Source organism: Burkholderia sp. Bp8992 (assembly GCF_003853705.1).
Classification (GTDB): Bacteria; Pseudomonadota; Gammaproteobacteria; order Burkholderiales; family Burkholderiaceae; genus Burkholderia.
Genome location: NZ_QTQI01000053.1, coordinates 1 through 18,495 on the forward strand (window position 1 = coordinate 1; position 18,495 = coordinate 18,495).

General features: G+C 65.2%; 19 protein-coding genes and 1 pseudogene. 13 read left to right on the top strand and 7 right to left on the bottom strand.

Going from position 1 to position 18,495, the window contains the following annotated elements; translation table 11 throughout:
• Positions 1-410 precede the first annotated feature (410 nt).
• The 9 genes from DIE03_RS37510 to DIE03_RS37550 all read left to right on the top strand — a co-directional run bounded on the left by DIE03_RS37510 (position 411) and on the right by DIE03_RS37550 (position 7,697).
• Positions 411-1,319: a DMT family transporter gene (locus DIE03_RS37510; RefSeq protein WP_124457078.1), complete on the top strand. Its 909-nt coding sequence runs from the start codon at positions 411-413 to the stop codon at positions 1,317-1,319.
• A 113-nt stretch (positions 1,320-1,432) separates the two neighbouring features.
• The gene (locus tag DIE03_RS37515; protein ID WP_124457079.1) at positions 1,433-2,017 is read left to right on the top strand and encodes a TIGR00645 family protein; all 585 of its coding nucleotides are present in this window, start codon (positions 1,433-1,435) and stop codon (positions 2,015-2,017) included.
• 44 nt (positions 2,018-2,061) lie between these two features.
• The gene (locus DIE03_RS37520; RefSeq protein WP_124457080.1) at positions 2,062-3,585 is read left to right on the top strand and encodes a fumarate hydratase; all 1,524 of its coding nucleotides are present in this window, start codon (positions 2,062-2,064) and stop codon (positions 3,583-3,585) included.
• A 193-nt stretch (positions 3,586-3,778) separates the two neighbouring features.
• Positions 3,779-4,255 (top strand): bacterioferritin, encoded by a 477-nt coding sequence (gene bfr, locus DIE03_RS37525; protein WP_011352652.1) that lies wholly within the window; start codon positions 3,779-3,781, stop codon positions 4,253-4,255.
• A 28-nt stretch (positions 4,256-4,283) separates the two neighbouring features.
• Positions 4,284-5,147: a glutamate racemase gene (gene murI / locus DIE03_RS37530; RefSeq protein ID WP_124457081.1), complete on the top strand. Its 864-nt coding sequence runs from the start codon at positions 4,284-4,286 to the stop codon at positions 5,145-5,147.
• A gap of 150 nt (positions 5,148-5,297) precedes the next feature.
• A complete protein-coding gene (locus DIE03_RS37535; RefSeq protein WP_039370093.1) occupies positions 5,298-5,534 on the top strand; it encodes a bacterioferritin-associated ferredoxin in 237 nt (78 codons plus the stop codon).
• A gap of 218 nt (positions 5,535-5,752) precedes the next feature.
• A complete protein-coding gene (locus DIE03_RS37540) occupies positions 5,753-6,484 on the top strand; it encodes an energy transducer TonB (RefSeq protein WP_124457082.1) in 732 nt (243 codons plus the stop codon).
• Positions 6,485-6,520: 36 nt separating this feature from the next.
• Entirely contained in the window at positions 6,521-7,255 is a 735-nt protein-coding gene (locus tag DIE03_RS37545) for a MotA/TolQ/ExbB proton channel family protein (RefSeq protein ID WP_124457083.1), read from the top strand.
• Between the two features lie 13 nt (positions 7,256-7,268).
• Entirely contained in the window at positions 7,269-7,697 is a 429-nt protein-coding gene (locus DIE03_RS37550; protein WP_006478310.1) for a biopolymer transporter ExbD, read from the top strand.
• 360 nt (positions 7,698-8,057) lie between these two features.
• Here the strand turns inward: DIE03_RS37550 and DIE03_RS37555 are convergent, their stop codons facing one another.
• Positions 8,058-9,032, bottom strand: coding sequence for a LysR family transcriptional regulator (locus tag DIE03_RS37555; protein ID WP_034190356.1), 975 nt, complete (start codon positions 9,030-9,032; stop codon positions 8,058-8,060).
• Positions 9,033-9,155: 123 nt separating this feature from the next.
• Between DIE03_RS37555 and DIE03_RS37560 the strand changes: the two genes are divergently transcribed.
• From DIE03_RS37560 to hemP, 3 genes are all read left to right on the top strand, one after another.
• Positions 9,156-10,028: a pirin family protein gene (locus DIE03_RS37560; RefSeq protein ID WP_124457084.1), complete on the top strand. Its 873-nt coding sequence runs from the start codon at positions 9,156-9,158 to the stop codon at positions 10,026-10,028.
• A gap of 100 nt (positions 10,029-10,128) precedes the next feature.
• A complete protein-coding gene (locus DIE03_RS37565; RefSeq protein WP_124457085.1) occupies positions 10,129-10,611 on the top strand; it encodes an SRPBCC family protein in 483 nt (160 codons plus the stop codon).
• 138 nt (positions 10,612-10,749) lie between these two features.
• A complete protein-coding gene (hemP, locus tag DIE03_RS37570) occupies positions 10,750-10,995 on the top strand; it encodes a hemin uptake protein HemP (RefSeq protein WP_124457086.1) in 246 nt (81 codons plus the stop codon).
• A gap of 272 nt (positions 10,996-11,267) precedes the next feature.
• Here hemP and DIE03_RS37575 read toward each other — a convergent pair whose 3' ends face one another.
• The 5 genes from DIE03_RS37575 to uvrB form a co-directional block, all read right to left on the bottom strand.
• On the bottom strand, positions 11,268-12,665 hold the full coding sequence (locus DIE03_RS37575; protein ID WP_124457087.1) for a 4Fe-4S binding protein: 1,398 nt from the start codon (positions 12,663-12,665) through the stop codon (positions 11,268-11,270).
• Complete coding sequence (locus DIE03_RS37580; RefSeq protein ID WP_059233632.1) at positions 12,662-13,504, bottom strand: FTR1 family protein; 843 nt, start codon at positions 13,502-13,504, stop codon at positions 12,662-12,664. Before DIE03_RS37580 ends, DIE03_RS37575 begins: the two co-directional genes overlap by 4 nt.
• Positions 13,505-13,562: 58 nt before the next feature.
• Positions 13,563-13,895 carry a cupredoxin domain-containing protein gene (locus tag DIE03_RS37585; RefSeq protein ID WP_027786891.1) on the bottom strand — a complete coding sequence of 111 codons (333 nt, stop codon included), beginning with the start codon at positions 13,893-13,895 and terminating at the stop codon, positions 13,563-13,565.
• A 55-nt stretch (positions 13,896-13,950) separates the two neighbouring features.
• Entirely contained in the window at positions 13,951-14,502 is a 552-nt protein-coding gene (locus DIE03_RS37590) for an iron transporter (RefSeq protein WP_047898578.1), read from the bottom strand.
• Positions 14,503-14,729: 227 nt separating this feature from the next.
• Entirely contained in the window at positions 14,730-16,820 is a 2,091-nt protein-coding gene (gene uvrB, locus DIE03_RS37595; protein WP_124457088.1) for an excinuclease ABC subunit UvrB, read from the bottom strand.
• A gap of 250 nt (positions 16,821-17,070) precedes the next feature.
• Here uvrB and DIE03_RS37605 point away from each other — a divergent pair, with 250 nt between their 5' ends.
• Positions 17,071-18,270 (top strand): amino acid aminotransferase, encoded by a 1,200-nt coding sequence (locus DIE03_RS37605; RefSeq protein ID WP_124457089.1) that lies wholly within the window; start codon positions 17,071-17,073, stop codon positions 18,268-18,270.
• Between the two features lie 115 nt (positions 18,271-18,385).
• On the opposite strand, the pseudogene DIE03_RS37610 reads toward DIE03_RS37605, so the two are convergent.
• Positions 18,386-18,495 (bottom strand): annotated as a pseudogene (locus tag DIE03_RS37610) (3-hydroxybutyrate dehydrogenase); the annotation flags it as partial.

An 18,495-nucleotide genomic window follows, 5' to 3' on the forward strand; every position in this document is an offset into this window, starting at 1 on the left:
GCCGGCATGCCGGAAATGGTGGCCGCCTTCTCGAGCGCCGCGGGCGGCGCGAACTGACGGGTTTCGTGAAGAACCGATTCAATCGCAGACATCGACTACCCCTTGGTGAACATGAATCCTCTGCATGGCGGCGCGATCGTGCGCGCCGCGCGTCTTGGCCGGCGCATGCGCGCCGCTGTCTCCCACCCACCCGCACGCGGCCACGAAGGCTGCGCACGATGCTGCGCCGCACCACATCACGCGAACGTGAACATGCGGCCCGGCAGTTTCCACGATAAGCGCTCGAACTTACCCGTCACTTACGCGACACGACTGGTTCGCACGCCCGGCGGCACCGCATGACGGTCTGCTTTACGCTGTTGCAACCGCGACCCTACAATCCTAACTGAACTCGCCTTCCGGATTCCAGCTTGAATCGCTACGCCCTCTTCCTCATCCTGTCGATGCTGTTCGTCGGCAGCAACGTCGGTATCGGTAAATCCATCGTTGCATTCGTTCCCGTCGCCATCCTCGCCACGCTGCGCTTCGTGATCGCGATCGCCGTGCTGTGGCCGCTGTTCAGCCCCGTGAAGATGCGCACGGTCAAGCGCAGCGAATGGCTGAACCTGTTCCTGCAGGCCTTCTTCGGCACCTTCATGTTCACGCTGCTGATGCTCAACGGCGTACAGCGCACGAGCGCGGTGGCGGCCGGCGTCATCACGAGCACGATCCCGGCGATCGTCGCGCTGTTCGCGTGGCTGATCCTGCGTGAAAAACCGAACGGCCGTGCGCTCGTGTCGATCGCGCTCGCGATCGCCGGCGTCGTGACGATCAACCTCGCCAACGGCGGCACGGCCGCGCACGGCGCCGACGGCGACGCGTCCGGCTCGCTGGCCGGCAACCTGCTGATCCTCGGCGCGGTGTGCTGCGAATCGATCTACGTGATCCTGTCGCGCCGGCTCACGCAGACGCTCGCGCCGATCGACATCTGCGCATACACGCACCTGTTCGGCCTGTTCCTGATGCTGCCGCTCGGCGCGACGGCGCTGTGGCATTTCGATTACGCGAGCGTGCCGGCCGGCACCTGGGCACTCGTTGTCTGGTATGGCCTGTCGGCCAGCATCTTTTCGTTCTGGCTGTGGATGAAGGGCATCCGGCACGTGCCGGGCAGCCTCGCCGGCGTGTTCAGCGCGGTGCTGCCGATCGCAGCCGCCGCGTACGGCATCGCGTTCCTCGGCGAACGCCCGACGCTCGCGCACGGCGTCGCGCTCGCCTGTGTCGTCACCGGCATCGTGCTCGCGAGCCTGCGCGTGAAACGCGTGCCGGCCGCCGCCTCCTGATCCGTCCCCGGCAGACCCGGCGCGTCGCTGCAGTCGCGCCGGCCGACGCGTTACAATAGCGCGCCTTTTCAAGATTACCCCCGATACCTGCGCACCGCGCCCGTACCCCCGACATGTCCGCCCCGCATTCGCCCGGCCGCCCCGCCCGTCGCCCGCTTCGCCCGCTTCCCGCGCTGATTTTCATGAGCCGCTGGCTCCAGGTTCCGCTTTACCTCGGCCTGATCGTCGCGCAGGCCGTCTACGTGTTCCTGTTCCTGAAGGAAGTCTGGCACCTGCTGTCGCATGCGACGAGCCTCGACGAGATCAGCGTGATGCTCGCGGTGCTCGGCCTGATCGACGTGGTGATGATCTCGAACCTGCTGATCATGGTGATCGTCGGCGGGTATGAGACGTTCGTGTCGCGCCTCGGCATCGAGGGCCACCCCGACGAGCCCGAATGGCTCGACCACGTGAACGCGGGCGTGCTGAAGGTCAAGCTGTCGATGGCGCTGATCAGCATTTCGTCGATCCACCTGCTGAAGACGTTCATCAACCCCGACCAGCACACGGTGCACGCGATCATGTGGCAGGTGATCATCCACGTGTCGTTCCTCGTGTCGGCGCTCGTGATGGCGTGGGTCGACCGCCTGACGACGCACACGCACCCGGCCCATTTCCACGAGACGCACGCGCCCGCAACGTCCCGACCGGCGGCCTGAACCGCCGGCAAACCATTCCCCACTGTCCCCACAGAGTCTCAGCCATGACCGTCATCAAACAGGAAGACCTGATCCAGAGCATCGCGGATTCGCTGCAGTACATCAGCTACTACCACCCGCTCGACTACATCCAGGCCCTCGGCCGCGCGTACGAGCTGGAAGAGAGCCCGGCGGCGAAGGACGCGATCGCGCAGATCCTCACGAACAGCCGCATGTGCGCGGAAGGCCGCCGCCCGATCTGCCAGGACACCGGCATCGTCACGATCTTCGTGAAGGTCGGCATGGACGTGCGCTGGGACGGCGCGACGATGGGCCTCACCGACATGATCAACGAAGGCGTGCGCCGCGGTTACACGCACCCGGACAACGTGCTGCGCGCGTCGATCGTCAACCCGCCGGAAGGCGCCCGCAAGAACACGAAGGACAACACGCCGGCCGTGATCCACTACGAGATCGTGCCGGGCGACAAGGTCGACGTGCAGGTCGCGGCGAAGGGCGGCGGCTCGGAGAACAAATCGAAGTTCGTGATGCTGAACCCGTCCGATTCGATCGTCGACTGGGTACTGAAGACGGTTCCGACGATGGGCGCGGGCTGGTGCCCGCCCGGCATGCTCGGGATCGGCATCGGCGGCACGGCCGAGAAGGCGATGCTGATGGCGAAGGAATCGCTGATGGAGCCGATCGACATCCAGGAAATCATCGCGCGCGGCCCGAAGGACTGGGTCGAGGAACTGCGCGTCGAGCTGCACGAGAAGGTCAACGCGCTCGGTATCGGCGCGCAGGGCCTCGGCGGCCTGGCGACCGTGCTCGACGTGAAGATCATGGCGGCACCGACGCACGCGGCCTCGAAGCCGGTCGCGCTGATCCCGAACTGCGCGGCCACGCGCCACACGCACTTCGTGCTCGACGGCTCGGGCCCGGCCAAGCTCGAAGCGCCGTCGCTCGACGCCTGGCCGAAGGTCCAGTGGGAACCGAACACGGAAACGAGCAAACGCGTCGACCTGAACACGCTGACGCCGGAAGAAGTCGCCAGCTGGGCGCCGGGCCAGACGCTGCTGCTGTCGGGCAAGATGCTCACCGGCCGCGACGCCGCGCACAAGCGCATCGCCGACATGCTCGCGAAGGGCGAGAAGCTGCCGGTCGACTTCACGAACCGCGTGATCTACTACGTCGGCCCGGTCGATCCGGTGCGTGACGAAGTGGTCGGCCCGGCCGGCCCGACGACGGCCACGCGCATGGACAAGTTCACCGAGACGATGCTCGCGCAGACGGGCCTGATCTCGATGGTCGGCAAGGCCGAGCGCGGCCCGGTCGCGATCGAGGCGATCAAGAAGCACAAGGCTGCGTACCTGATGGCGGTCGGCGGAGCGGCCTACCTCGTGTCGAAGGCGATCCGCGGCGCGAAGGTGCTCGCATTCGAGGACCTCGGCATGGAAGCGATCTACGAATTCGACGTGCAGGACATGCCGGTGACGGTCGCCGTCGATTCGTCGGGTACGTCGGTGCACCAGACCGGCCCGAAGGAGTGGCAGGCGAAGATCGGCAAGATTCCGGTCGCCACCGCTTAAGCGCGCTCGAACGAAAGGCCGGACGGAAGTCCGGCCTTTTTACTTCTCATTCTCATTATTGTGTCCGGCCGGTTGTTCGAGGCTGATTCTCATTACACGCAAAAGGCAGGCCAGACAAGGCTTCGAGGCTTGGCTTTTCCCGTTCGAGCGATTATCGTTCGGTTTCTGAAGCCCCACTGAACAAGGAACAGCCATGCAAGGCGACAAGAAGGTCATCGAATATCTGAACGCCCAACTGAAGAATGAACTCACGGCGATCAACCAGTACTTCCTGCATGCGCGCATGTACAAGCACTGGGGCCTCGAGAAGCTCGGCAAGCACGAGTACGACGAATCGATCGGCGAAATGAAGCACGCCGACTGGCTGATCGAGCGCGTGTTCATGCTCGACGGCCTGCCGAACCTGCAGGACCTGCACAAGCTGCTCGTCGGCGAGGAAACCGAAGAGATCCTGAAGTGCGACCTGAAGCTCGAGCAGATCTCGCAGTCCACCTGCAAGGAAGCGATCGCCTACTGCGAATCGGTTCGCGACTACGTCTCGCGCGAGATCTTCGAAAAGATCCTCGACGACACCGAAGAGCACATCGACTGGCTGGAAACGCAGATCGACCTGATCGGCAAGGTCGGCCTGCAGAACTACCAGCAGACGATGATGGGTTCGCCCGAGTAATCGGTCCCTCTCCCACCTCGACGTCCGCATGACGATGACGAACCAGCCAGCCGCTTCCGGGGTCCGCCCCGCCGCTCCCGTCGGCATCTTCGACTCGGGGCTCGGCGGCCTGTCGGTGCTGCGCGCCGTGCGCGCGCACCTGCCCGGCGAGTCGTTCGTCTACGTCGCCGATTCGCACCACGCGCCGTATGGTCCGCGCGACGAGGCGTTCATCACGGAACGCACGCTGGCCATCGGCGAATGGCTCGCCCGGGAAGGCGCGAAAGCGCTCGTCATCGCGTGCAACACCGCGACGGCGCGCGCGATCGCGGCCATCCGCGAACGCCTGGCGATTCCGCTCGTCGGCGTCGAGCCGGGCATCAAGCCGGCTGCCGCGCTGTCCGCGACCGGCGTCGCGGGTGTCCTCGCCACGCAATCGACGCTGAACAGCCCGCGCTTCCAGGCGCTGCTCGACCGCTACGGCGCCGGCCGTCGCTTCATCTGCCAGCCCGGCCACGGGCTCGTCGAAGCAATCGAACGCGGCGACACGGACTCGCCCGCCCTGCGTGCGTTGCTCGAGCGTTACCTGCAGCCGATGCTCGACGACGGCGCCGATACGCTGGTGCTCGGCTGCACGCATTACCCGTTCTTCACAGACACGATTCGTGACCTTGTTGGCGACCGCCTGACGATCGTCGACACGAGCGATGCGATCGCGCGCCAGCTCGCGCGGGTACTCGACGAACGCGGCCTGCGCGCGCCGGCCGGCACGCAACCCGCGGCGCCCCGCTTCTGCTCGACGAGCGACGGCCTGCAACTGCGCGCCCTCGCGTCGACGCTGCTCGGCCTCGATGCGCCAGTCGAATCCGTCACCATTTCCTCGCCGAACGCGCACGCCTGCGCGGCCGCCTGACGCGGGCCTGCAGGCCCGCCCCTGCCGTCGCTCCGCCGTCCCAGCCGTTTCAAGGGTCCGATGACCTTAAAAAAAGCCCGACCCAGGCTTGTCAACGTCTGCAAAATTAATGATAATAATTCGCATTAACGTTAGCTATCGCAACTCATCATGATCGTCTGCGTGTGCAAGTCTGTTTCCGATCGCAAGATTCGCGCGTCCCTCGCCGAGGGCGTCAACTCTTTCGATGAACTCCAGTTCGAACTCGGCGTGGCCACGTGCTGCGGCAAGTGCGAGGAGTCCGTACGCGACCTCATGGCCGAGCAGGGCGTCTGCGCAAGCCGGTGCGGTGTCGAGCATCACGCTCACCCGATCCCGGTCACGTTCTACGAACGCAAGGCAGCCTGACCGGCGCCGAGCGTGCGCATGCGGCCCAGGCCGCATTTTTTGTCTTGACCGTCAGCAAGCCACCGTCTGCGCGAGCCAGCGGCTTACCTGCCAAGGAGCCTGTCATGGAATTGCTGATCGGATTTGTGACCACCGTTTGCATCTCGCTGCTGATCTTCCGCAAGTGATGCCGATTCACCCGCCGCGCCCCGGGTGCGACATCGTTCTTTCAAGCTAACATGCAGGCTTCGCATCTCGCTCCTGCCGGCGCCATGCCGGCTGCACCACGTATGAATCCCCGAGTGATCGTCGTCGCGGTCGGTGTGCTTGCCGCACACGCGATCATGCTGACGGCCGCCTGGCTCCATCGCAACGCGCCGCCGCCGAAATCGGTCGAGGTGCAAACGATCACCGCCCAGCTCATCACGCCTGCACCGATCGCGCAGCAGGTTGCGGCCGAATCGATTCCTCAGCCGGCGCCGCCGAAGCCCGTGCCGCGCGTGAAGCCGAAGGTCGAGCCGAAGCCGGTGCAGAAAGCGGCGAAGCCGACGCCCCAGCCGGTTGCGCAATCGCCGGCACCGTCGCCGACACCCGCGCCTGCCGCCGATCCGACGCCCGCGCCTGCCGCGCCCGCCCCTGCCGCGCCGGCCGCTACACCCAGCCCGGCACGCGAAACGATGCAGGTCAGCGCGCCGAAGAACGTGCCGACGCTCCAATGCAACTTCGTGAAGCCCGACTACCCGTCGATGTCGCGCCGCCGCGGCGAATCGGGCACGGCCTACGTTCACTTCGTCGTCGGCGTGACCGGCAAGATCGAAAGCATCGATCTGCAGAAGAGCAGCGGCTACCCGCGCCTCGACGATGCCGCACTCGACGCGATGCGCTCGACCACCTGCCGTCCGTACATCGAGAACGGCCAGGCGATCCGCGCCGCCCGCACACAGCCCTACAGCTTCGGGCTCACCGACTAACCTGCCTCATCCGGAAGATTCAAAGGAAACAAGAAAATGCAAAGCTACGGTATCGCCCACGTCTGGGCGCAAGGTGATTTCGTCACGCGCGCCATCGCGATCACGCTGCTCGTGATGTCGGTCCTGTCGTGGATCGTGATCGTCATCAAGGGCTGGAACGTGATCCGCCTGAACCGCCTCACGAAGAATGCCGAACAGGCATTCTGGCATTCGGACGATTTCGACGACGGCATCAAGAAGCTCGGCCTCGCCGCATCGACGCCGAACGACAACCCGTTCCTCGCACTCGCGCTGTCGGGCAAGGAAGCCGCCGACCATCACCATCAGACGCAACCGCACCTGCACGACCGCATGGACGTGTCGGACTGGGTCACGCGCTGCCTGAAGGACACGATGGACGAAGGCATCTCGCGCATGCAGAGCGGCCTCGCGATCCTCGCATCGATCGGCAGCACAGCACCGTTCGTCGGCCTGTTCGGCACGGTCTGGGGCATCTACCACGCACTGCTCGCCATTGGCGCGACCGGCCAGACATCGATCGACCAGGTTGCAGGCCCGGTCGGCGAATCGCTGATCATGACGGCCTTCGGCCTGTTCGTCGCGATTCCGGCGGTGCTCGGCTACAACGCGCTGACCCGCGCGAACAAGGGCGTCGTCAGCAAACTGCGTCGCTTTGCGCACGGCCTGCACGCGTACTTCGTGACGGGCGCGAGCCTCGCGTCGTCGTCGACCCGCGACGGCCTGCGTCTCGCGACGCGCGCCGCCAGCTGAGACGAGGTGAACCATGGCCATGAACACCGGTTTCAGCGACGATGACGACGATGCAGTGATGAGCGAGATCAACATGACGCCGCTCGTCGACGTCATGCTCGTACTCCTGATCATTTTCCTCGTGACGATCCCGGCGATGCAGCATGCGGTGAAGATCGACCTGCCGCACGCCAGCAGCCAGCCCGTCGACGAAAAGCCGCAGACGGTCGACGTCGCGATCCAGGGCGACGGCACGATCCTGTGGGACGACCATACGGTCACGCGCGAACAGCTGCAGGCACGCATCGCGGAAGCCGCGAAGCGCACGCCGCAGCCCGAGTTGCACCTGCGTGCGGATCGCAAGGTTGCCTATGAGCACGTTGCGGAAGTGATGTCGGATGCGCAGGCAGGCGGCCTGACGAAGCTCGGCTTCGTGACGGAGCCGGGCGCGAAAGCGAAGTAATACGCGCACCTCTTGCGGTCACGCATCGCCGGCCGCACAAAGTAAAAGGCCTTCATCGCCAGATGAAGGCCTTTTTTCATGCGCACGCGGGCGCCTTCGGGCGGCGGGCTCTTTGGCGGTATCGGTTGCGCCTCGAGCAACGCAAATGCGACTCTGCCGTGGTCTGCACGGACTGCGCGTTCTGCCCTATCTGGCTCACAATATATGCGGCCACCTGATTTCGCTCAGAACTTCCTTCACGAAATGGGATTTCAATATAGGCCCGCCCGCGCACGCATTCAAGGTTCCGGCGATTGAAACTTGCGATTGCAGGCGACGCTTCAATGACAAAACAAATTTGCGTCGTCGCGCACGCCGTGTTCAGGTCGCCGAAACATCGGCCGCGGCTTCCTTCTTCGCGCGTTCGGGACAACCGGGCTCCTTGTACGCGCCGTGATCGAGCTTCTCGACCAGGTAGTCGACGAACGCGCGCACGGCAGGCGGCATCCCCTGCCGCGACACGAACACCGCATACAGTTGCGGCACCGGCAGCGTCCAGCCCGGCATCACGGGCGACAGCTGCCCCGCACGCAGCGCGTTGCCGTACATCATCTCCGGCAGCGCCGCGATGCCGAGGCCGTCGAGCACGGCCTCGCGGATCGTCATCAGGTCGGCCGTCACGAGGCGCGGGTCATGCTCGTGCACGTGGCGCGTCCCGTCCGGCGCGATCAGGTTGAATACGTGCCGCCCGTCGACGCTCGGCGTATCGAGCGTCTCGAAGCCGGTCAGGTCGTCCGGTACCAGCGGCGGCGCATTCTGGCTCAGCAGGCTCGGCGCACCGACCAGCATCTGCTCGGTGCGCCACAGCGGCCGCACGACGATGTTGGCGTTCTGCGGCGGCTCCGAGCGCACGCGCAGCGCGACGTCGATCGAATCCTCGAACAGGTCGATCACGCGATTGGTCACGCGGACGTGCACCTTCACCTCGGGATAGCGGCGCAGGAATTCGGGCAGGATGCGCGACAGCATCGTCTGCGACAGCGTGACGGGCACGCTGACCCGCACCGAGCCGCGCGGCGACGCGCGCAACTGCTGCACCGCGTTCATCGCGGCCTGCGCTTCGGCCAGCATCGCCTGGCAATGCTGGTAGAACAACTCCCCCGCCTCGGTCAGCGCGAGCTTGCGCGTCGAGCGCTGCAGCAGGCGTACGCCGAGCGCCGCCTCGAGCTCGGTCAGGCGCCGCGACAGGCGCGATTTCGAGATGCCCAGCACGCGTTCCGCGGCCGAGAAACCGCCATGTTCGACGACCTGCGAAAAGTACATCAGGTCGTTCAGGTTATGTGCATCGATATTCATCTCATCGTTCCAATTTCAGAACAATCCATTGCGAACCGCCGCAAATCGAACGGTAAAACGCCCAATATAATAGCGCTGTGTTTCAAAAATAACGCTATTCCGACGATTTCGAGGGCTTCCCCCATGACGACCGCTCGCTCGCTTGACCGTACCTACCCCGCGCTTCGCACGACCGAAGGCGGCGGGTTCGTGGTTCACCGTCCGTTCCCGACCCGGCTGCTGATGGACTTCGATCCGTTCCTGTTGCTCGACGAGATGGGCCCCGTCGACTACGCGCCCGGCGAGGCCGTGGGTGCGCCCGACCATCCGCATCGCGGCTTCGAGACCGTGACGTATGCGCTCGACGGCCGCTTCCGCCATCGCGACTCGTCCGGCCATGCGGGCACGCTCGGCCCCGGCGACGTGCAGTGGATGACGGCCGGCGCCGGTGTCGTGCACAGCGAGATGCCCGACCCCGCGTTCGCGCAGACGGGTGGCCGCGCGCACGGCTTCCAGCTGTGGGTCAACCTGCCGCGCCGCGACAAGATGATCGCGCCGCGCTACCAGGAGATCCCGGCCGAACGCATCCCGACCGCGACGTCGCCGGATGGCCGCGCACGCGTGCGCGTGATCGCCGGCGAAGCGTTCGGCGTCCAGGCAGCGATCGAGACACGCACGCCGATCCTCTACCAGCATTTCACGCTCGAGCCCGGCGCAACGGTCACGCAGCCCGTGCCCGCCGGTTATCGCGTGTTTGCCTATCCGATCGACGGAACGGGCCTCTACGGGCCCGACAGGCAGGCTGTCGACGCCCGGCACATGATCGTCTACAGCGACGATGGCGACACGGTCGCGTTCGCCGCCGGCGACACGCCGCTCGACCTGCTGCTGATCGGCGGCGTGCCGCTCAACGAGCCGATCGTCCGCTACGGCCCGTTCGTGATGAATACCGAGGAAGAGATCCGGCAGGCCGTCGTCGACTACCAGACAGGCCGCATGGGCCGCATCGAAGCATGACGCGCGACCGGGGGCGGCAGGTGCCGCGAAACGCGTGATTTTGCGTCACAATGACTTCTTGAACCATGTGGCCACCCGCCACCAGAAGGAACCCGTCCCCTTGAACTTCGAACATCTGATCCAGATCAACGCCGACGATCCGGCCGTGCCGACCCTCACCCGCGACCAGCTTTGGGAGGGCCTCGTGCTGCGCGCCGAACAGCCGCAACTGTTCGTGCTCGGCCTCGACAGCTGCGTCGTCCTCGAACGGACGGACACGACGCTCGAACGTGAACTGCACTACGGCCATGCGACCGTGCGCGATCACGTCACGTTCACGCCGAACCATCAGGTTCGCTACGACATCCGTGCGGCCGATGGCGAGATCGGCGGCTCGCTGACGATGACGATCGAGGAGCGCGACGACCACGAGCTGTTCCTGCGCTTCGAGTACCGCACGACGCTGACCGTCACCGACGACAGCGAGGATGCGCGGCAGACGCACGGGATCGTCAAGGAGGCCTATCGCACGTCGGATATCGACACGGTCCGCCTGATCCGCGAATACGCGCAGGGCCGCAAGGACCCCGACCCGTTGCACTGACGCCGGCGGCGGCCTGCCGGCCGCCCTTTGATTCAGGCTATCAGGTTTGATGTTCCGATCGATAAAGAGTTTTTGTAAATGGGAATAGTTATCATTTAGAATTCATTCCATCGTATCGACAGTCACCGATCAAACCGAATGACCGACACCATGCGCCCGACCACGCTGACCCTGCGCCGCACGGCGGGACCCGCAGCCAGCAGCCGCCAGAAGACGGCAGCGGTCACCACGCCGGCGAAACCCGCCGGCAACCGCGATGCAGGCACGCGGGTCGTGAACAGCGACACGCTGCTGCAAGGCCACAGCCACATCAGCATCGCGCATAACGGAGAGACGTATCAGTTGCGCGCCACGCGGCTCGGCAAACTGATCCTGACGAAGTAAGACAGAGTATTGTGGGGACCACCTCCCTGAGAGGTGTTGGGCAGTAGCCAGCGTAACGGCTTGCACGCGAGATCTAGACCCCTTCGTGCAAACACACTCAAGCAGCCGTTGCAGCAAGCCAAGCCACTTTTTTTGGTTCTCGCACCAGGTAGATAAAAAGCGGCACGTCGAAGGACGTGCCGCTTTTTCATTTGCGCGGTCGATGCAGAAGGCATGCTGCTCACCTGCGTCGATGCACTGCTGCATGCGGCCGAAGCCGCACGCGAAACACGTCAGAAACCCCAGAACATCAGCCACCACGCGCTATCGACGACGGCCAATCCGGCGGCGAACCAGGCGAATGCCGCGACCCGGCGCGGCCACGCCGCATAACGCCCCGTCACTTTCCACGCGAGCCATGCGCTCCATGTGTTGGCGCCGACCAGGATCGCGATGCGCACATCGGTCGCCCAGCCGAGCGGTACATGCTCGGCGCGCAGCAGCGACAGCGTCGTGGCCGACAGGCCGAGGAACACACCCGCGCCCGCGATCGGGATCAGTGCCTGCGCAAGGTGATGCAGCCGCACGCGATCGAAGCGGCCGAGCATCAGCGTGGCGCCGGCCAGCAACGCCAGCAGCGCCGTGCCGTACACGAGCCCCGTGCCGACGATGTAGCTGACGACCAGCCCGCCGTCGAGCCAGGAGAACACGTCGTTGCGATCCGGATAGTGCGTGAGCAGGAACCACGGTGCATTGGTTTCGAGCGGCCACGTGATGTCGCGGTCGATCAGCCAGCCTGCAAGCCACTGCTTGATCTGCACAAACCACGGGCTGACGGTCCAGTGGAATGCGCCGATCGCAACGCCGAGCAGGCCGTACAGGATCAGCGCGGTGTCCCACGGGTTCGCCTGCTGCGCACCGAGGTTCACGACTTCGTCGGACGGCGAGCGCAGCGACAGCGAGATCGCGTCGCGATGCCCGCTGCAGCGGCCGCACATATGGCAATCCGCCGCGCCCTTCATGTTGCGCAACGGCACGAGCGGCGCACAGTTGATCGGAATCACGCGATGGCCGTGCTCGCCGTTCTTGTACGAACGCCGCCACGCATCCTCGTCAACTTTGTAGCGCATCGGCGCGAGCCGCGCGAGCAGCCCGAACACGCCGTTCACAGGGCACAGGTACTTGCACCATACGCGCTTCTCGCGGCCGTACAGCAAACCGATCACGATCGCGCCGACGGTCGAGCCGCCGAGCACGAACAGCACCGCGAGCGGGTACTGGTACACGCTCACCATCTGCCCGTAGATCGTCGTGATCCCGAACGCGACGAACGGCCAGCCGCCCCACCGGATCCAGCGCGGAATCGGCCCGCCGCGGCCGAACTTGCTCGCGTACTCGGTGAGCGCGCCTTCCGGGCACAGCACGCCGCACCAAACGCGGCCGAGCATCACCATCGACAGCAGTACGAACGGCCACCAGATGCCCCAGAACGCGAACTGCGCGATCAGCGTGAGGTTGTTCCACAGATGCGCGGAATCGTCCGGCAGCGGCAATACCGCCGGCACGATGATCAGGAACGCGTAGACCGCGACGACGATCCACTGGATGCCGCGGATCAGCGCGCCGTGGCGCTGCATCCACTGGCCGGCCTGTGCGAGCCAGCCCGGCTTGGCTGCGGCGACCACGCTCATGCCGCGCGGCCCGCAGCGACGGCCGGACGACGGCTCGCGCGCTTCATCAGCAGCCAGACGACGGCCCAGTACACCGCATAGGCGACCAGGTTGGTCAGTGCCGGGTGCGCACGATAGCCGGTCAGCGTCGCGACGAGCGAGCCGAACGTGCCCGAGTCATCGAGGATCGCGGAGGTATCCCACACCTGCGAGATACCGAGCGGCAGGATTTCCTTGTCGATCAGCTTGTCGACGCCGGTCTGGAACAGGCCCGCGCCGAGGAACAGCAGCATCACTTCGGTGACGCGGAAGAAATGCCGCCACGAGAAGTACTTGCCGCCGAGCTGCAGCAGATAGAACGTGAAGAACGCCAGGCCGAGACCGATCAGGACCGCGAGCATCTGGCTGCCGTCGACGTGGCCCGACTGGCCGAACCCGAGGCCGTACAGGAAGATCACCGTCTCGCTGCCTTCGCGGGCGATCGCGAGCGCGACCAGCACGGCGACGCCCCACCAGTTCGAATCGCGCGTGCTCTGCTGCAGCGATTGCTCCATGTCGCGCTTGAGCGTGCGGCCGTGCCGCCGCATCCACAGCACCATCTGCACGATCAGCACGCATGCGATCAGCACCATCGCGGTCTGGAAGTAGTCCTGCGCGTCGCCGGACAGCACTTCGGTGAAACCGACCAGCGCGGCGCCGAGGCCCACGGCCATCAACAAGCCGACACCGACGCCGGCCCACAGGAAAGGCAGGCCGCGGCGCGCGTCGTCATCGCCGTTTTTCAGCCATGCATAGAGAATGCCGACGACGAGCAGCGCTTCGACGCTCTCCCGCCAGACGATGAACAAGATCTGACCCATCGAAACCTCCTGACGCGCGGGGCAAGGGACTTGTGCGCCCGCACGCAGATAAAACGCGTTACTTCGCGACGATCACGCCCTGTGCCTGCTGGTGGAAATCGTCGAAAAACTTGTATTCGCCCGGCGACAGCGGAGCGACGACCACGAACGAATCGGCGCCCGGTGCGAGCACCTTCTCCTTGCGCAACTGCACGCTCTCGAATTCGGCGGCGCCCTTGCCGGTGTTCTTGATCTCGATCTTGAAACGCTGGCCGGCCGGCACTTCGATGCGGGCGGGATTCAGCTTGCCGTCCGTCATCTCGAGCTTGAACGTCGGCAGGTCGGCAGCGTATGCCGCGCCGGCGAGCCACAGCGCAGCGGCTGCGGCAACGATTTTCTGGGGAATTTTCATTCTGGGTTCTCTACGCCGACGGCGCGCCGAAGCGCGCCGTTCGTGATGCCACCGATCAGTAACCGCCCTTCTTGCCGATGCCGGCGAACGGGAAGTCGTACTCGAGCGTAACGGGCTTGAACCACGCGCCCACGCCCGTTTCCTTGTCGACGTGGCGGCCGAAGGCCATGTGGCCGGACTGCATCGGCGGCTTGACGACCATCGTCAGGTGATACTTGCCCGGGCCGTTCAGCTTCACGTTGTCGCCGTAGTGCGGGCCGTCGCTCGCGACCATGCCCATCAGGTCGCCTTCCGCCTTCCACTTCGTGTCGCCCTGCTTCGTCAGCTTGTACGTGACCTGCAGGTACGGCATCCAGTCGCCTTCCGCGAAACCCGTCGGGTTGTTCTTGACCGCATGGATGTCGGCCTCGAGGTGGATGTCGGAATCCGACGCCTTGCGCATCATCCCTTCCGGGTCCATCGTGATCGGCTGCAGGTACACCGCGCCGATTTCCATGCCGCCCTGGATCTGCTGCTTGCCGATCGGATATTCGGCAGCCGAGGCCGACATCGCGGCAAGCGCCGCTGCTACCGCAACCGTCGTGCGGATGAACGAAGAACCCAACATGGACACTCCTTGTTATTTGTCTGACTATCTTGACGACACGCGGGCCGCCGCCGGGGCCGCCCGCTGGAAACACTAACGCGACCAAGAACGTTAATGCGAACAATTCTCAATAATTGCGAAGTTTAGCACCGAACCCGTTTCGGAACAAACGAATAGCCGCGTAAACCCCTGATCCGACAAGGCTTACAGACTCGTTACCAACAGGTTTCCGTGACGCTTGGAAAGATTTACCGGCCGCCGCTGATGTGATCGCCGACGTTCGCGCCGAACACGCGCTCGCGCAGCACGGCAAGCTGGTCGCGCGTCGCGGCGGCCTTCTCGAACTCGAGGTTCTTCGCGTAGTCGGCCATCTGCTTCTCGAGACGCTTGATTTCCTTCGCGAGCTGCTTTTCCGACATGTCCTCGAATTTCGCGCGCTGTTGCGCCTCCTTCAACTCCGCACGCGCTTCGTCCGCGTTGTAGACGCCGTCGATGATGTCCTTGATGCGCTTCACGACGCCGCGCGGCGTGATGCCCATCTTTTCGTTGTAGGCCATCTGCTTCGCACGGCGCCGCTCGGTTTCGCCGATCGCGCGCGTCATCGAATCGGTCATGTTGTCCGCGTAGAGGATCGCCTTGCCGTTCACGTTCCGCGCGGCCCGGCCGATCGTCTGGATCAGCGAGCGCTCGGCGCGCAGGAAGCCTTCCTTGTCCGCGTCGAGGATCGCGACGAGCGACACTTCCGGAATGTCGAGACCTTCTCGCAGCAGGTTGATCCCGACCAGCACGTCGAACGTGCCGAGCCGCAGGTCGCGGATGATCTCGACGCGCTCGACCGTGTCGATGTCGCTGTGCAGGTAGCGCACCTTGACGCCGTGGTCGGCCAGGAACTCGGTGAGCTGCTCGGCCATGCGCTTGGTCAGCACGGTGATCAGCACGCGCTCGCCGGCCTTCACGCGCGCGTTGATCTCGGTCAGCACGTCGTCGACCTGCGAGCTCGCCGGACGCACTTCGATCTCCGGATCGACGAGGCCCGTCGGCCGCACGACCTGCTCGGCGATCTGCCCCGTCACGCGCTTCTCATAGTCGGCCGGCGTGGCCGACACGAACACGACCTGGCGCATCTTGCGTTCGAACTCGGGGAACTTCAGCGGCCGGTTGTCGAGCGCCGACGGCAGGCGGAACCCGTAATTGACGAGGTTTTCCTTGCGCGCGCGGTCGCCGTTGTACATGCCGTTCAGCTGGCCGATCAGCACGTGCGATTCGTCGAGCAGCATCAGCGCGTCGGGCGGCAGGTAGTCGACGAGCGTCGGCGGCGGATCGCCGGGCGCCGCCCCCGAGAAATGCCGCGAGTAGTTCTCGATACCCTTGCAGAAGCCGAGCTCCTGCAGCATCTCGAGATCGAAACGCGTGCGCTGTTCGAGACGCTGCGCCTCGACGAGCTTGCCGTCGCGGTGGAAGAACTCGAGGCGTTCGCGCAACTCGTCCTTGATCGTCTCGACCGCCCGCATCACGGTGTCGCGCGGCGTCACGTAGTGCGACGACGGATACACGGTGAAGCGCGGAATCTTCTGCCGCACGCGCCCCGTCAGCGGGTCGAACAGGTGCAGCGTCTCGACCTCGTCGTCGAACAGCTCGACGCGCACGGCCATCTCCGCATGTTCGGCCGGGAAGATGTCGATCGTGTCGCCGCGCACGCGGAACGTGCCGCGCTGGAAATCCTGCTCGTTGCGCGTGTACTGCATCGCGATCAGCCGCGCGATCACGTCGCGCTGGCCGAGCTTGTCGCCGGTGCGCAGCGTCAGGATCATCTGGTGGTATTCGGACGGGTTGCCGATACCGTAGATCGCCGACACCGTTGCAACGATCACCACGTCGCGGCGCTCCATCAGGCTCTTCGTCGCCGACAGCCGCATCTGCTCGATGTGCTCGTTGATCGACGAATCCTTCTCGATGAACAGGTCGCGCTGCGGCACATAGGCCTCAGGCTGGTAGTAGTCGTAGTACGAGACGAAGTACTCGACCGCGTTGCGCGGGAAGAACTCGCGGAACTCCGCATAGAGCTGCGCCGCGAGCGTCTTGTTCGGCGCGAACACGATCGCCGGGCGGCCGAGCCGCGCGATCGTGTTGGCCATCGTGAAGGTCTTGCCCGACCCCGTCACGCCGAGCAGCGTCTGGAACGACAGGCCGTCCTCGACCCCTTCGACGAGCGTCTCGATCGCGGTCGGCTGGTCGCCGGCGGGCAGATACGGCTGGTACAGCTGGAACGGCGACCCTTCGAAGGTGACGAATTTGGATTCGTCGAGCGCGTCGCCGACTTCGGCATGATGTTCGGACATGGAATGCGGCCGGAGCAAGGGCAAAGAAAGCATTCTAGCGCTTCGCGGCGTCGCGAACTGCTGTCGGCTCCTGACGCGCGGCGTCCGGCCGAAATCGCGCTTCGCCGCCGAATCGCCCGCCCCCACCAGCCCGAATTCGCTACAATGTCAGGCTGCTGCGCTTTTCGGCGTCGCGCCGTTGGCGCGCGGTCCGCTGCGCCCGCCCCGCCGGCTGAAAGCCTGACCCTCTTTTCACTACTGCCGAATCATCATGTCGCTCTTCTCCGCTGTCCAGCTTGCTCCCCGCGACCCGATCCTGGGCCTGAACGAAGCCTTCAACGCCGATGCGCGTCCGACCAAGGTCAACCTCGGTGTCGGTGTGTACACGAACGAAGACGGCAAGATTCCGCTGCTGCGCGCCGTTCGCGACGCGGAGAAGGCGCGTGTCGAGGCCGGCCTGCCGCGCGGCTACCTGCCGATCGACGGGATTGCCGCCTACGATGCGGCCGTGCAGAAGCTGCTGCTCGGCAACGATTCGCCGCTGATCGCAGCGGGCCGCGTGGTCACGGCCCAGGCCCTGGGCGGCACGGGCGCGCTGAAGATCGGCGCGGATTTCCTGCGCACCCTGAATCCGAACGTGAAGGTCGCGATCAGCGATCCGAGCTGGGAAAACCACCGCGCGCTGTTCGAAGCAGCCGGTTTCGAAGTCGTCGCGTACCCGTACTACGACGCGGCCACCAACGGCGTGAACTTCGAAGGCATGCTGTCGGCGCTGAACGGCTACGAAGCCGGCACGGTCGTCGTGCTGCATGCGTGCTGCCACAACCCGACCGGCGTGGACCTGACCGAAGCGCAATGGCAACAGGTCGTCGACGTCGTGAAGGCACGCAACCTCGTGCCGTTCCTCGACATGGCGTACCAGGGCTTCGGCGAGAACATCGAAGCAGATGCCGCCGCCGTTCGCCTGTTTGCCGCGGCCGACCTGAACGCATTCGTGTCGTCGTCGTTCTCGAAGTCGTTCTCGCTGTACGGCGAGCGCGTCGGCGCGCTGTCGATCATCACGTCGAGCAAGGAAGAAGCGACGCGCGTGCTGTCGCAACTGAAGCGCGTGATCCGCACGAACTACTCGAACCCGCCGACCCATGGCGGCGCCGTCGTCGCAGCCGTGCTCGCGTCGCCGGAACTGCACGCTTCGTGGGTACAGGAACTCGGTGAAATGCGCGATCGCATCCGCGCGATGCGTAACGGTCTCGTCGAGCGCCTGAAGGCAAGCGGCGTCGATCGCGACTTCAGCTTCATCAACGCGCAGCGCGGGATGTTCTCGTATTCGGGCCTGACCTCGGCGCAAGTCGATCGCCTGCGCGACGAGTTCGGCATCTATGCGGTCGGCACGGGCCGGATCTGCGTCGCCGCGCTGAACACGCGCAACCTCGACGTGGTCGCCAACGCGGTCGCAGCCGTCCTGAAGTAAGGCGGCGGCGGGCGGCCGCCATCGCGGCCCCGCCCTGCCGAAATGAAAAACGCGCTCCTCGGAGCGCGTTTTTTATTCCCGTCCGCCGGCGGGCAGCGACGCCGCCCGCACCGCGTTACTGCATGAACCAGCCGTGGCTGACGACGACCGACTGGCCCGTGAGCGCGGCGCTCGGGAACGCCGACAGGAACAGCACCGTCTGCGCGACGTCCTGCACCGTCGTGA

Excerpts from the sequence above, each read along its gene's own strand:
- DIE03_RS37515 (WP_124457079.1), top strand. The coding sequence starts at position 1,433 with ATGTCCGCCCCGCATTCGCCCGGCCGCCCCGCCCGTCGCCCGCTTCGC.
- DIE03_RS37520 (WP_124457080.1), top strand. The coding sequence starts at position 2,062 with ATGACCGTCATCAAACAGGAAGACCTGATCCAGAGCATCGCGGATTCG.
- bfr (WP_011352652.1), top strand. The coding sequence starts at position 3,779 with ATGCAAGGCGACAAGAAGGTCATCGAATATCTGAACGCCCAACTGAAG.
- murI (WP_124457081.1), top strand. The coding sequence starts at position 4,284 with ATGACGATGACGAACCAGCCAGCCGCTTCCGGGGTCCGCCCCGCCGCT.
- DIE03_RS37535 (WP_039370093.1), top strand. The coding sequence starts at position 5,298 with ATGATCGTCTGCGTGTGCAAGTCTGTTTCCGATCGCAAGATTCGCGCG.
- DIE03_RS37540 (WP_124457082.1), top strand. The coding sequence starts at position 5,753 with ATGCAGGCTTCGCATCTCGCTCCTGCCGGCGCCATGCCGGCTGCACCA.
- DIE03_RS37545 (WP_124457083.1), top strand. The coding sequence starts at position 6,521 with ATGCAAAGCTACGGTATCGCCCACGTCTGGGCGCAAGGTGATTTCGTC.
- DIE03_RS37550 (WP_006478310.1), top strand. The coding sequence starts at position 7,269 with ATGGCCATGAACACCGGTTTCAGCGACGATGACGACGATGCAGTGATG.
- DIE03_RS37555 (WP_034190356.1), bottom strand. The coding sequence starts at position 9,032 with ATGAATATCGATGCACATAACCTGAACGACCTGATGTACTTTTCGCAG.
- DIE03_RS37560 (WP_124457084.1), top strand. The coding sequence starts at position 9,156 with ATGACGACCGCTCGCTCGCTTGACCGTACCTACCCCGCGCTTCGCACG.
- hemP (WP_124457086.1), top strand. The coding sequence starts at position 10,750 with ATGACCGACACCATGCGCCCGACCACGCTGACCCTGCGCCGCACGGCG.
- DIE03_RS37575 (WP_124457087.1), bottom strand. The coding sequence starts at position 12,665 with ATGAGCGTGGTCGCCGCAGCCAAGCCGGGCTGGCTCGCACAGGCCGGC.
- DIE03_RS37580 (WP_059233632.1), bottom strand. The coding sequence starts at position 13,504 with ATGGGTCAGATCTTGTTCATCGTCTGGCGGGAGAGCGTCGAAGCGCTG.
- DIE03_RS37585 (WP_027786891.1), bottom strand. The coding sequence starts at position 13,895 with ATGAAAATTCCCCAGAAAATCGTTGCCGCAGCCGCTGCGCTGTGGCTC.
- DIE03_RS37590 (WP_047898578.1), bottom strand. The coding sequence starts at position 14,502 with ATGTTGGGTTCTTCGTTCATCCGCACGACGGTTGCGGTAGCAGCGGCG.
- uvrB (WP_124457088.1), bottom strand. The coding sequence starts at position 16,820 with ATGTCCGAACATCATGCCGAAGTCGGCGACGCGCTCGACGAATCCAAA.
- DIE03_RS37605 (WP_124457089.1), top strand. The coding sequence starts at position 17,071 with ATGTCGCTCTTCTCCGCTGTCCAGCTTGCTCCCCGCGACCCGATCCTG.